Annotated in this window: 14 protein-coding genes; 3 read left to right on the top strand and 11 right to left on the bottom strand. The window is 63.4% G+C overall.

Going from position 1 to position 11,672, the window contains the following annotated elements:
* Window positions 1–221 precede the first annotated feature (221 nt).
* The 3 genes from coaA to mscL all read left to right on the top strand — a co-directional run bounded on the left by coaA (window position 222) and on the right by mscL (window position 2,566).
* Entirely contained in the window at window positions 222–1,178 is a 957-nt protein-coding gene (coaA, locus tag GTW58_RS06350) for a type I pantothenate kinase (RefSeq protein WP_119933509.1), read from the top strand.
* A 29-nt stretch (window positions 1,179–1,207) separates the two neighbouring features.
* A complete protein-coding gene (locus tag GTW58_RS06345; RefSeq protein ID WP_232818107.1) occupies window positions 1,208–1,972 on the top strand; it encodes a M15 family metallopeptidase in 765 nt (254 codons plus the stop codon).
* 150 nt (window positions 1,973–2,122) lie between these two features.
* On the top strand, window positions 2,123–2,566 hold the full coding sequence (mscL, locus tag GTW58_RS06340) for a large conductance mechanosensitive channel protein MscL (protein ID WP_047691992.1): 444 nt from the start codon (window positions 2,123–2,125) through the stop codon (window positions 2,564–2,566).
* A gap of 176 nt (window positions 2,567–2,742) precedes the next feature.
* Here the strand turns inward: mscL and glmM are convergent, their stop codons facing one another.
* The 11 genes from glmM to rlmN form a co-directional block, all read right to left on the bottom strand.
* A complete protein-coding gene (glmM, locus tag GTW58_RS06335; protein ID WP_119933508.1) occupies window positions 2,743–4,095 on the bottom strand; it encodes a phosphoglucosamine mutase in 1,353 nt (450 codons plus the stop codon).
* Window positions 4,096–4,331: 236 nt separating this feature from the next.
* Window positions 4,332–4,835 (bottom strand): 30S ribosomal protein S9, encoded by a 504-nt coding sequence (rpsI, locus tag GTW58_RS06330; protein ID WP_047691990.1) that lies wholly within the window; start codon window positions 4,833–4,835, stop codon window positions 4,332–4,334.
* 37 nt (window positions 4,836–4,872) lie between these two features.
* On the bottom strand, window positions 4,873–5,316 hold the full coding sequence (gene rplM / locus GTW58_RS06325; RefSeq protein WP_119933507.1) for a 50S ribosomal protein L13: 444 nt from the start codon (window positions 5,314–5,316) through the stop codon (window positions 4,873–4,875).
* 258 nt (window positions 5,317–5,574) lie between these two features.
* Window positions 5,575–6,465 (bottom strand): tRNA pseudouridine(38-40) synthase TruA, encoded by an 891-nt coding sequence (gene truA / locus GTW58_RS06320; protein WP_119933506.1) that lies wholly within the window; start codon window positions 6,463–6,465, stop codon window positions 5,575–5,577.
* A 197-nt stretch (window positions 6,466–6,662) separates the two neighbouring features.
* On the bottom strand, window positions 6,663–7,451 hold the full coding sequence (gene rplQ / locus GTW58_RS06315) for a 50S ribosomal protein L17, sunset domain variant (RefSeq protein ID WP_119933505.1): 789 nt from the start codon (window positions 7,449–7,451) through the stop codon (window positions 6,663–6,665).
* An 86-nt stretch (window positions 7,452–7,537) separates the two neighbouring features.
* The gene (locus GTW58_RS06310) at window positions 7,538–8,542 is read right to left on the bottom strand and encodes a DNA-directed RNA polymerase subunit alpha (protein ID WP_047691986.1); all 1,005 of its coding nucleotides are present in this window, start codon (window positions 8,540–8,542) and stop codon (window positions 7,538–7,540) included.
* Window positions 8,543–8,701: 159 nt separating this feature from the next.
* Entirely contained in the window at window positions 8,702–9,106 is a 405-nt protein-coding gene (rpsK, locus tag GTW58_RS06305) for a 30S ribosomal protein S11 (RefSeq protein WP_047691985.1), read from the bottom strand.
* 92 nt (window positions 9,107–9,198) lie between these two features.
* The gene (gene rpsM, locus GTW58_RS06300) at window positions 9,199–9,567 is read right to left on the bottom strand and encodes a 30S ribosomal protein S13 (RefSeq protein WP_047691984.1); all 369 of its coding nucleotides are present in this window, start codon (window positions 9,565–9,567) and stop codon (window positions 9,199–9,201) included.
* Window positions 9,568–9,746: 179 nt separating this feature from the next.
* On the bottom strand, window positions 9,747–9,860 hold the full coding sequence (gene rpmJ, locus GTW58_RS06295) for a 50S ribosomal protein L36 (RefSeq protein ID WP_012397712.1): 114 nt from the start codon (window positions 9,858–9,860) through the stop codon (window positions 9,747–9,749).
* A 61-nt stretch (window positions 9,861–9,921) separates the two neighbouring features.
* Window positions 9,922–10,143 (bottom strand): translation initiation factor IF-1, encoded by a 222-nt coding sequence (gene infA / locus GTW58_RS06290; RefSeq protein ID WP_047691983.1) that lies wholly within the window; start codon window positions 10,141–10,143, stop codon window positions 9,922–9,924.
* A 277-nt stretch (window positions 10,144–10,420) separates the two neighbouring features.
* A complete protein-coding gene (gene rlmN, locus GTW58_RS06285) occupies window positions 10,421–11,533 on the bottom strand; it encodes a dual-specificity RNA methyltransferase RlmN (RefSeq protein WP_052209742.1) in 1,113 nt (370 codons plus the stop codon).
* Window positions 11,534–11,672: the final 139 nt, after the last annotated feature.

Genomic DNA, 11,672 nt, shown 5'->3' with positions numbered 1-11,672 from the left:
TCGGGCAGCGACATTGTGGAGGGCGTCGCTGTCCGATTCAGCCCGTGTGACGGTTCCGGCGGCCTCCGTCAGACCCATCACACGGGTTGTGTGCTCAGAATGGTCTCATGAGTTGAACAGTGCTCTGACCAACAGTTGCCGATTGCTCCTGGGTCCTGGCGATGGCGCTGCACAGAGCCTGATTCGGTCGCCGAGAGCGGGCAGTCATAAACTGTGCTGCGATGAGCACAATGCCTGGGAACAGCCGGGTGTCACCTTTCGTGGAACTGGATCGGGACACTTGGTCACGTCTGTCAACGGAGATCGACGTCCCCCTGACCGAAGACGAAATTGAAGCCCTCCGTGGCCTGGGCGACCACTTGGACGTGGACGAGGTCCGGGAGGTCTACCTCCCGCTGTCCAGGCTGCTGACCCTTTATGACGCCGCGGCCACCTCCCTGAACACCTCCACCAACGACTTCCTGGGGCAGGAGCACGCTCGTACTCCGTTCGTGATCGGCATTGCGGGTTCCGTGGCTGCGGGTAAATCGACGACGGCGCGTTTGCTGCGTGAGCTGATGGCCCGATGGCCCTCCACACCCCGGGTTCAACTGGTCACCACGGACGGGTTCCTGTATCCGAATGCTGAGCTGGAACGCCGCGGGCTCATGGAACGCAAGGGCTTCCCGGAGTCTTATGATCGCCGCGCCCTACTCCGTTTTGTGGCTGCCATCAAGTCAGGTGCGGATCAGGTGTGCGCCCCCAAGTACTCACACGTCACCTACGACATCCTCCCTGGTGAAGAGATTGTGGTGACCCGCCCCGACGTCGTGATTGTGGAGGGCCTGAACGTGCTGGCTCCGGCAAAGATCGGCGACGGCGACCGCGGCTCCCTGGCGCTGAGTGACTTTTTCGACGTGTCGATCTATGTGGATGCCAGGACCCAGGACATCGAGCGGTGGTACATCGAGCGGTTCCAAGCCCTGCGGCACAGCGCCTTCGCGGATCCGGCTTCCTACTTCCACCGCTACGCGGGGCTCAGCGATCAGGAAGCGGTGGAGACCGCCACCAGTATCTGGCGCCGGATCAACGAGCCCAATCTGCTGCAGAACGTGCGCCCCACTCGTGGGCGGGCGCAGTTGATTCTGTCCAAGTCCTCAGATCACTCGATTCGCAGGGTCCTGGTCCGCAAGAATTGACCTGAGCGTTCTTGAGGCTGGGAGGACCCGTGAACCGTGGATTGACCATCAGCGCACTGCCCCTGTGCGCAGCACTCTTTCTGACGGGCTGCGGTGAGGGTTCCGAGCCCGGACCACAAGCCAGTGCTGAGCTCATGGCCACCGAGTCGGCCGACCCAGCTTCCGCGCAGGCATCACCTCAGGGAGCTGATGCTGAGCCTCGTACGGACAGCTCATCAGGTGTGGACATCACGTCCGCCGGCTCCCTGACCGTGATGGTCAACAAACACAACCCGCTGGACCCGCAGAGTTATGTCCCGGCAGACCTGCAGGAAATCGAAGGCCACCAACTGCGGGCAGAAGCCGCCGGTGCAGCCCAGAACATGCTGCGGGACATGCGCGCGGACGGCATAGACGTCACCATCACCTCCGCCTATCGCTCCTATGACACGCAGGTGTCCACTTATGACCATTGGGTTCAACAAAATGGTCAGGTTACTGCTGATCGAGTTTCCGCTCGACCCGGTTTCTCGGAACATCAAACCGGATTGGCGCTGGACCTGGCGGACGGTACGGGATGCGATCTACAGGCTTGTTTCGCGGACACTGAGGCAGCTCAGTGGGCTGTTGAGAATGCGGATCAGTACGGATTTGTTCTGCGTTTCCCGGAAGGCCAGGAAAGTGTCACGGGCTACACCTATGAGCCGTGGCACTTCCGCTATGTGGGCCCTGACCAGGCACAGGCGTATCAGTCCAGCAGCGCCAGTACCCTGGAAGAGTTCTACGGAACCGGCCCGGCGCCGGATTACGAGTGACAACTCAGCCTGTTGAGTCCACAGAAGATCGTCTGAAGATTTTGATGCAAATGCAATTCGCCAGCGATTCAAGCCACAGTGGCGGGAATCACTGAAAAATTGATGGGAAATTTCTAGAAACCCCTACCAGGGCACGCTAATCTTTGGCACATGCTTCAGGGTTTCAAAGAATTCATCATGAAGGGCAACGTCATCGATCTGGCCGTCGCGGTCATCATCGGTGGTGCATTCGCCCCCGTCATCACCACTCTGGTGGACTCCATCATCATGCCGCTGATCTCCGGCCTGATCGGCTTCCCCAGCTTTGACGAGTTCCTCCGCTTCCAGGTCGGCGAAGGTAGCAACTACGTTGCTTTCGGCGCCTGGTTGACCGTGATCGTCAACTTCTTGATCATCGCAGCTGCCCTGTACTTCGTCGTCGTCATGCCGATGAACAAGATGATCGAGGCTCGCAACCGTCGTTTGGGCATCGACCCCGACGAGGAAGAGGTGGAGCCCAACGTTGCTCTGCTGACCGAGATCCGCGACCTGCTGGCCGGCCAGCCAGGCAACCCGGCTCCGGGCTCCGCAGCCGCCAAGGACCCCAACGCCTGATCCAGGCCCTCCGCTGAGGTCCCCCAGCTCATAACCATTCACGAACGAGGCCCCGCATCCATCAGGATGCGGGGCCTTTTCCTATTACCCACCGCCTATTCGGGAGCACCAGTGCCCACCGTCTATTCAGGGGGCACCAGGGCCCACGATCTATTGCCGTGGCATGAGCCGTCCCATCACAGCGCCAAGCGGTCAGCCACCACGGCAGCCAGGTGTTCGGCTTCCTCCTGCGCCTGCGCCTGTGTAGCTGCCTCAACCATCACGCGCACCACGGGCTCCGTGCCAGAGGGGCGCAACAACACCCGGCCCGTCTCCCCCAGTCGAGATTCCGTGGCCGCCACGGCTTCGGCCACGCCGGACTCTGATGAAGCCGCTGCGCGATCCACGCCCTTGACGTTGATCAGCACCTGCGGCAGACGGGTCATGACCTTGCCCAGTTCAGACAGCGGCAAACCGGTCTCCGCCACACGGGAGGCCAACATGAGACCGGTCAGCAACCCATCGCCCGTTGTGGCCCAGTCGGACATGATCACGTGCCCGGACTGCTCACCACCCAGGTTGTAGCTGTCCTGATTCATGGCCTCCAGGACGTAGCGGTCCCCCACCTTGGTCTCACAGATGTTGATGCCGCGGTCCTTCAGCGCCAGTTTGAGGCCCAGGTTGGACATCACGGTCACCACCAAGGTGTCCTGCGCCAGACGGCCCTTCTCGTGCATGGACAGCGCCAAGATCCCCATGATCTGATCGCCGTCGATCTCGTTACCTTCAGCATCCACGGCCAGGCAGCGGTCGGCGTCGCCGTCGTGGGCAATGCCCAAATCGGCACCGTGCTCAATCACGGCCTGTTTGAGCGGACCCAGATGAGTGGAACCCACGCCGTCGTTGATGTTCAAGCCGTCCGGCTCGGAGCCGATGATCTTGACCAGCTCCGCACCGGCGTCATGGAAAGCATCCGGGGACACCCCGGCCGCAGCCCCGTGCGCACAGTCCAGCACCACCTTGATGCCTTCTAAACGGTGCGGGATGGCGCCCACCAGATGCAGGATGTAGCGGTCCTCGGCATCGGAGAGGGTGGAGATACGTCCCACACCAGCACCCGTGGGACGCTTGAAGTCCCGGGATTCATAAACCGCCTGGATCTGGTCCTCCACGGCATCGGGCAACTTCTTGCCGCCGTGGGCCAGGAACTTGATCCCGTTGTCCGGGGCCGGGTTGTGGGAGGCGGAGATCATCACGCCGAAGTCAGCGCCCATGTCCCCCACCAGGTAAGCCAGCGCAGGGGTTGGCATCACGCCGGCGTCATGGACATCCACCCCGGATCCTGCCAGGCCCGCTGCCACCGCAGCACCCAGGAACTCACCTGAAGCACGGCCGTCACGGGCCAGGACGGCGCGGGGACGTTCACCGTCCTGGGCGTGTTGGTGCCCCAGCACAATGGCGGCCGCCTGAGCCAGGTCCAGCGCCATGTCCGCTGTCAGAAGTTCGTTCGCCAGCCCGCGAACACCGTCAGTTCCGAAAATACGTGTCATCGATCATCCATCCTAAGGGCGGGCCCCACAGGCGGTGGTGCGCACTGTGGTGGGGGCATCGGGGGACAAAGGACGTGGTCCGCACCCACCCGCCTAGCGGTTCTCGTAGTACTCCATGGTAGGTCCAGACTGGGCTCACACCTGCTCAGCAGGTGAAACTGTCTGGACATGAACACACCCCGTGCCCTGCGGTTGAACCGTAGGACACGGGGTGTGTGCCGTACAACGGCGCTGGATCAGCGCTTGGAGTACTGAGGAGCCTTGCGAGCCTTCTTCAGACCAGCCTTCTTGCGCTCGATGACGCGGGCGTCACGGGTCAAGAAGCCGGCCTTCTTCAGGGCCGGACGGTTGTGCTCGGCGTCGATCTCGTTCAACGCGCGGGCCACACCCAACCGCAGGGCTCCGGCCTGGCCGGAGGGGCCGCCGCCGTCGATACGAGCGACGACGTCGTAAGCGCCCTGCAGTTCCAGCAGCTTGAAGGGGTCGTTGACCTCCTGCTGGTGCAGCTTGTTGGGGAAGTAGTTCTCCAAGGTGCGGCCGTTGATGGTCCACTTGCCGGAACCCGGCACCAAGCGGACGCGCGCCACGGCTTCCTTACGGCGGCCGACAGCCTGACCGGGGACGGTCAGCGCGGGACGCTCGGAAGCGGCAACGGACTCGCCTGCGGGGGCGGACTCGGAGGTGTAGGAGGTCATCTCCTCACCTTCGGCAACGTAGTTCTCTTCAGTGTTCTGAGCCACGATGTCTCCTAGTTAGTCGATCTCGAAAGGCCCGGAATTACTGGGCGACCTGGTTGAATTCGAAGGTCTTGGGCTGGTTGGCAGCGTGCGGGTGCTCGGGACCCGCGTAGACCTTGAGCTTGGACAGCTGCTGAGCAGCCAGCTTGTTCTTGGGGAGCATGCCACGGATGGCCTTCTCCACAGCACGCACCGGGTTCTTCTCCAGCAACTCCGCGTAGGAGGTTGCGGTGAGACCACCGGGGTAGTTCGAGTGGCGATAGGCCATCTTTTTACGCAGCTTGTCGCCGGTCAGGGCAACCTTGTCCGCGTTGACGATGATCACGAAGTCGCCGGTGTCCACGTGGGGAGCAAAGGTTGCCTTGTGCTTGCCGCGCAGCAAAGTTGCAGCGTGGCTGGCCAGGCGACCGAGGACGACGTCGCTGGCGTCGATGACGTACCAGTCACGCTGGACGTCACCGGGCTTCGGAGTATACGTACGCACGTTGATCTGCCTTCGTTTCGGTTCGATTCATGGATCTGAGGGTCTCCTCAGATCGGGTCCTGTGTGCTTAGACCGGGGCTCGGGTGAGGGCCGAGCAGCAACCGGGTCCACAGGCCCCGGAGCACCAGACCATCATGGGCCCTGCAACTGGGCGACGGATCAGGGTACACGTGAACCGAGGTGGGACATGCACAACAGCTGACAAGGATACCGGAGTTGGGCCGACGATTCCAGCGCAGGAAGCCGACCTGTTGAATCTCACACTTCAGGGGGCTCCCGGCGCGCCCGGGTCTGCTCGGCGCGAGCTGCCAGGCCCAGGTCATCCGGGTAGAGGACCTGCTCCAACACCAGCCCCTGTGGAGGCGCCAAGAGCATGTCCGAGGAGCGTTCCCGCTGCGCGACACGCTGGGCCATCCACTCCACCGGACGCTCACCCCGGCCAACCCGAACGCTGGCACCCACGATGGAACGGACCATGTTGTGGCAGAACGCATCCGCCTCGATCTGCAGTTCGATCACACCCTGCCCAGTCCGGTTCACCTGAACGTCTCGGACCTCACGCACCGTGGTGGCACCAGGTCGGGGCTTGCAGAAGCTCAGGAAGTCCTGAAGACCCGGCAACGCGGCCACCGCCTCCTGCATGGCGGTCACGTCCAGTTCCTCCTTGATCCACCAGGTGGAGTTCCGGGTCAAGGGATCGTGCCCACAGGCGCCGTCGTGAATCCGGTACGTGTAACGCCTGGCCACCGCGGAGAACCGTGCGTCAAATCCTGCTGGCGCCTCCCGCACCGCTTGGACCACGATTGCACCGGGTATCTCCGAAAGACCCCGCTGGCGCCGTTCGGTGCCCAGCACGCGCGCCAGAACGCCGACCAGCCGGCGCTGGAGCACTCCAGCCGGCCCCTCGGCGCGTCCTCCCCCAAGGCGTACCCAGTCCTGGGCATCCACATCAAAATGCAGAACTTGCCCACGGGCATGCACACCCGCATCCGTTCGGCCTGCCACCACGGTGCGCACCTGCTGCCGGACCAACATGGACAGGGCCGCCTCCACACTTCCCTGGACCGTTTCCCGCCCGGGCTGACGTGCCCAGCCGTCGAACGGCCCGCCGTCGTAGCTGAGATCCACCCGCACCCGAACGGTGGGCATTGGCTCCGGTGTCACGACGGCGCTGGGGGTGTTCGGCACCGGGGCGGCAGGAGTTTCAGACACGGACAAGCCTTCTGACGTGGAACAAGGGGGGCTGGACAAGGATAAACCCGTGGCCCGCCGAATCGTGGAGATTCAGCGGGCCACGGGTCATCGGTCAAGGCGGTCAAGCCACCGGAACCGTGATCACACAGTGATCACTCGCCGTCCATCTTCTGAGCGGCAGCACCGCCGGCCGGGGAGAACCCGGAGGCCTCGGCGTTGGCCTTGGTGTCGAACCAGACCTCAGCCTTGGTGCTTGCGTACCAGCGTGAACCGGGCACGTGGTACTTCATGGACTGCTTGTTGCCCTTGATGGTGAAGCCCTCCGGGGCATCCCCGGACTCCAGCGGCTTGGCGGAACCGGCGAACTCGTCGGCCTCAACGGAAGCATCTGCAGTGGAGGCATCAGCGGCAGTGGCTTCATCCGTGGTCTCGGCAGCGGATGCGCCACCCTCATCTGCCAAGGAGGCAGAGGGATCGCTCACGACGTCCTCGGTCACGGTCTCTTCCTCGGCTGCCGGGGCAGCGGCGGGGGCCTTGGCGCGGGTGGCGGCCTCGGCCTCAGCAACAGTGGCCTTGGTGGCCACCGGCTCCATGACCAGTTCAATCACGGCCATGGGGGCGTTGTCGCCCTTGCGGTTGCCGATCTTGGTGATGCGGGTGTAACCACCCGGACGGTCCTCCATTGCAGCGGCGATGGTGGTGAACAGCTCGTGCACCACGGACTTGTCGGTCAGCTGCTTGAGCACCTGACGGCGTGCCGCAAGGTCACCGCGCTTGGCAAAGGTGATCAGGCGCTCTGCGTGCGGACGCAGGCGCTTGGCCTTGGTCACCGTGGTGGTGATGCGCTTGTGCTCGAACAGCTGCTGCGAGAGGTTACGCAGCATCAGACGCTCGTGAGCGGGGCTGCCGCCGAGGCGTGCACCCTTGGTGGGAGTAGGCATAGTGGTTGGTCTCCTGAATGGATCCCGGCCACACCGGCCCGGTGGAAATCACCGGTGCCAGGCAGTGGACAGGAAGTCGAAACGAATTACTGCTGGATGTCGAACGGGTTCTCGTCGTCGATCGAGGCGGGACGAGCCGCAGCCTCAAACCCTGGGGGCGAGTCCTTGAGCGCCAGGCCCAGCTCCACGAGCTTGACCTTGACCTCGTCAATGGACTTGGCACCGAAGTTGCGGATGTCCATCAGATCGGCCTCGGAACGAGTCACCAGTTCACCCACGGTGTGGATGCCCTCGCGCTTGAGGCAGTTGTAGGACCGTACGGTCAGTTCCAGGTCCTCGATCGGCAAGGCCATGTCGGCAGCCATCGCGGCATCGGTCGGGGACGGCCCGATCTCGATGCCTTCAGCCTCGGCGTTGAGCTCACGGGCCAGGCCGAAGAGCTCAACCAAGGTGGTGCCTGCCGATGCGACGGCGTCGCGCGGTGAAATGGCTTCCTTGGTCTCGACGTCCAGGATCAAACGATCGAAGTCGGTGCGCTGTTCAACACGGGTGGCCTCCACGCGGAAGGTCACCTTCAGCACCGGCGAGTAGATGGAGTCAACCGGAATACGGCCGACCTCGGCGTCGGCGGACTTGTTCTGGGCAGCAGTCACGTAGCCGCGGCCGCGCTCGATGGTCAGCTCGAGTTCCAAGCTGCCCTTCGAGTTGAGCGTGGCAATGTGCAGATCCGGGTTGTGGATCTCAACACCGGCCGGGACCTGAATGTCAGCAGCGGTGACCTCAGCGGGGCCCTGCTTGTTCAGGTAGGCAATCACCGGCTCGTCCTCCTCGGAGGAAACGGCCAGCTTCTTGATGTTGAGGATGATTTCGGTGACGTCTTCCTTGACACCCTCCACGGTGGAGAACTCGTGGAGCACGCCGTCGATCCGGATGCTGGTGACAGCAGCGCCGGGGATCGAGGAGAGCAGGGTGCGACGGAGAGAGTTACCAAGGGTGTAGCCGAAGCCGGGCTCCAGGGGTTCGATGGCGAACCGGGACCGGTTGTCGGCCACGACCTCTTCGGAAAGGGTGGGGCGCTGTGCGATGAGCACTGATGGTTCCTTTCAGCGTGTCTCCGCTATATGACACACGCAGGTGGTGGAGCACTCTCAAGTGTGCGGTTGAGGGCGGAAGGCCAGAACCGCGTGAGGCACGGCCGCTGATTGCCGTGACCCGGGGCGGGCGTGGCAATCAGCGAACCGTGCAAGTGATCAAACGCGACGACGCTTGGGCGGGCGGCAACCGTTGTGTGCGCTGGGGGTGACATCCTGGATGGAGCCGACCTCGAGGCCGGTGGCCTGCAGCGAACGGATGGCGGTTTCGCGTCCGGACCCGGGGCCCTTCACAAAAACGTCAACCTTGCGGACACCGTGCTCCTGGGCGCGCTTTGCAGCGGCCTCAGCGGCCATCTGAGCGGCGTAAGGAGTGGACTTACGCGAGCCCTTGAAGCCCATCTCACCGGCCGAGGACCAGGACAGCACTGCCCCGGACGGATCGGTGATGGAGACGATGGTGTTGTTGAAGGTGGACTTGATGTGGGCTTGGCCCGAGGTGATGTTCTTCTTGTCCTTGCGACGCGGCTTGCGAGCGGCAGTCGCGCGAGTCTTTGGGGGCATTTAGCTTCTCCTGCTACATGTCTGGCTGTTGCAGCCAGACCGTGATGGTCTTGTGCCTGGGGCGAGATGAGTCGCCCGAAAACTTCGGGTGATTACTTCTTCTTGCCGGCGACGGTGCGCTTGGGGCCCTTGCGGGTACGCGCGTTCGTCTTGGTGCGCTGACCGTGCACGGGCAGACCCCGGCGGTGGCGCAGACCCTGGTAGCTGCCGATTTCGACCTTGCGGCGGATGTCAGCGGCCACCTCACGGCGGAGGTCACCCTCCACCTTGTAGTTGCCCTCGATGTAGTCGCGCAGCTCGACCAGCTGAGCGTCAGTGAGGTCCTTGACCCGGATGTCACCCGAGATCTCGGTGGCCTCGAGTGTGGCCAGCGCACGGGTGCGACCCACGCCGTAGATGTAGGTAAGGGCGATCTCGATCCGCTTTTCGCGGGGAAGATCAACGCCTGCGAGACGAGCCATATTGGCGGTTCTCCTTGGTTCTTCCAGAGGTCTGAAGCATCGCTTTCCACATGGGCTGGCTTTCACCTGCCCGTGGTCCCCGGCCTCTGTAGTCCGGGGGTGCCCGTCGCGGATCTTGCCGGACGGGAGCGGTGCAATGTCACCCGCCACCGTGGGCGGGTTGGTGCTTCAGGGCTGTGTCAGCCCTGACGCTGCTTGTGGCGCGGGTTCTCGCAGATCACCATGACTCGCCCGTTACGGCGAATCACCTTGCACTTGTCGCAGATCTGCTTCACGCTCGGCTGGACCTTCATCGCATTCCTTCGCGTTAGCTCTTCGAGTTGACTGTGCCGTGCGGTTGCACGACCCAACAGCTCACTTGTAGCGGTAGACGATCCGACCCCGTGAGAGGTCATAGGGGCTTAGCTCCACCACAACCCGGTCCTCGGGGAGGATCCGGATGTAGTGCTGGCGCATCTTTCCGGAGATGTGGGCAAGAACGATGTGTCCGTTATCCAACTCCACCCGGAACATTGCGTTCGGGAGAGCTTCGACCACAGCGCCTTCGATCTCGATGACTCCGTCTTTTTTAGCCATGTACTCCGCTCACTTCTGTGCCCGGCTCAACACCGGACGGGGTTCGGTTCTTATGGCGCCCGCATCATGCGACACCCTCATGGTTCCTGTGCACGCCAATCTCCGCCTCACGTGAGTGGGACATTGATGGTGGGACAGGTTCCTGAAATCGCGCATGGGTGGGCGCAGACAACCAGCAGTCAAGAATACGCGCCGAAGCCGGGTTGGACAAGACGGGGCCGGGATCCAACGGTGTGACCTTGGCGTCGCCCGTTGGATCCCGGCCCCCACTTCCGGGTCAGCTGGCTGCAGCCAACTGACCGCAGGCGCCGTCGATGTCCGAGCCGCGGGTGTCCCGCACCGTGGTGGGGATCCCGTGGGCACGCAGACGCTCCACAAAATTCTGTTCGACGCCGCGGCGTGAGGCCGTCCATTTGGACCCCGGCGTGGGGTTGAGCGGAATGGGGTTGACGTGAACCCAACCGCGGCCACGGGCGTTGAGCTTCTCCCCCAGAAGATCTGCCCGCCAGCCTTGGTCGTTGATGTCGCGGATCAATGCGTACTCGATGGAGATGCGCCGACCCGTGGCGTCAAAGTATTCACGGGCGGCATCCAATGCTTCATCCACCCTCCACCGGGTGTTGATGGGGATCAGCTCGTCACGCAGTTTGTCGTCGGGGGCGTGCAGGGACAGGGCCAAGGTGATGGGCAGCCCCTCCTGGGTGAACTTCCGCATCCCGGGAACCAGGCCCACGGTGGACATGGTCAACCCGCGGGCGGAGATCCCCAACCCTTCCGGGGCGGGATCGATCAGACGGTGCACGGCCTGCATGGTGGCCTTGTAGTTGGCCAGGGCCTCCCCCATGCCCATGAACACGATGTTGGACACACGCAGCGGATCCTGCTCCTTGCGCCCCACCTCGCCGTCACGCAGCATGCGGATGCCTTCCACCACCTGACCCACGATTTCTGCGGCAGACAGGTTTCGGGTCAAACCGGCTTGGCCCGTGGCGCAGAAGGGGCAGTTCATGCCACACCCGGCCTGGGAGGAGATGCACATGGTCACCCGGTTGGGGTAACGCATCATGACTGATTCCACCAAGGCGCCGTCGAACAACCGGTGGACGCGTTTGACGGTGTCCCCGCCGTCTGCCTGCAAGGTGCGCACCGTGGTCAACAGTTCAGGCATGGTGTCCTGAACCAGCTTGTCCCGGCCGTCCTGGGGCAAGTCCGTCATGTCCTCGGCCTTGGAGGCGAACCGTTCAAAGTAGTGCCGGGAGAGCTGCTGGGCCCGGAACGGCTTGTGCCCCATCTCGGCCAACATCTCACGCCGGCCTGCCATGTCCGTATCTGCCAGATGCCGGGGAGGCTTGCCGCGCCTGGCAGCCTTGAACACCAGCTGCCCCGGCACCGGCCGCGGCGTGTCCGGTGTACCGGCATCAGGATCGGTGTTCTCAAAATCGTTGACGACGTCGACTGCCGCCTGGGCTGCTGAATTGTCCTCCGCAGCCGGCCCCACGGTGGGGTCGGGCAACGGCGTACGGTTCTCA

The organism is Kocuria subflava, from assembly GCF_012163155.1.
GTDB lineage: Bacteria > Actinomycetota > Actinomycetes > Actinomycetales > Micrococcaceae > Kocuria > Kocuria subflava.
This window is presented reverse-complemented; position numbering and strand designations above follow the sequence as displayed.

Excerpts from the sequence above, each read along its gene's own strand:
- coaA (WP_119933509.1), top strand. The coding sequence starts at position 222 with ATGAGCACAATGCCTGGGAACAGCCGGGTGTCACCTTTCGTGGAACTG.
- mscL (WP_047691992.1), top strand. The coding sequence starts at position 2,123 with ATGCTTCAGGGTTTCAAAGAATTCATCATGAAGGGCAACGTCATCGAT.
- glmM (WP_119933508.1), bottom strand. The coding sequence starts at position 4,095 with ATGACACGTATTTTCGGAACTGACGGTGTTCGCGGGCTGGCGAACGAA.
- truA (WP_119933506.1), bottom strand. The coding sequence starts at position 6,465 with ATGCCCACCGTTCGGGTGCGGGTGGATCTCAGCTACGACGGCGGGCCG.
- rplQ (WP_119933505.1), bottom strand. The coding sequence starts at position 7,451 with ATGCCTACTCCCACCAAGGGTGCACGCCTCGGCGGCAGCCCCGCTCAC.
- rpsK (WP_047691985.1), bottom strand. The coding sequence starts at position 9,106 with ATGCCCCCAAAGACTCGCGCGACTGCCGCTCGCAAGCCGCGTCGCAAG.
- rpsM (WP_047691984.1), bottom strand. The coding sequence starts at position 9,567 with ATGGCTCGTCTCGCAGGCGTTGATCTTCCCCGCGAAAAGCGGATCGAG.
- rpmJ (WP_012397712.1), bottom strand. The coding sequence starts at position 9,860 with ATGAAGGTCCAGCCGAGCGTGAAGCAGATCTGCGACAAGTGCAAGGTG.
- infA (WP_047691983.1), bottom strand. The coding sequence starts at position 10,143 with ATGGCTAAAAAAGACGGAGTCATCGAGATCGAAGGCGCTGTGGTCGAA.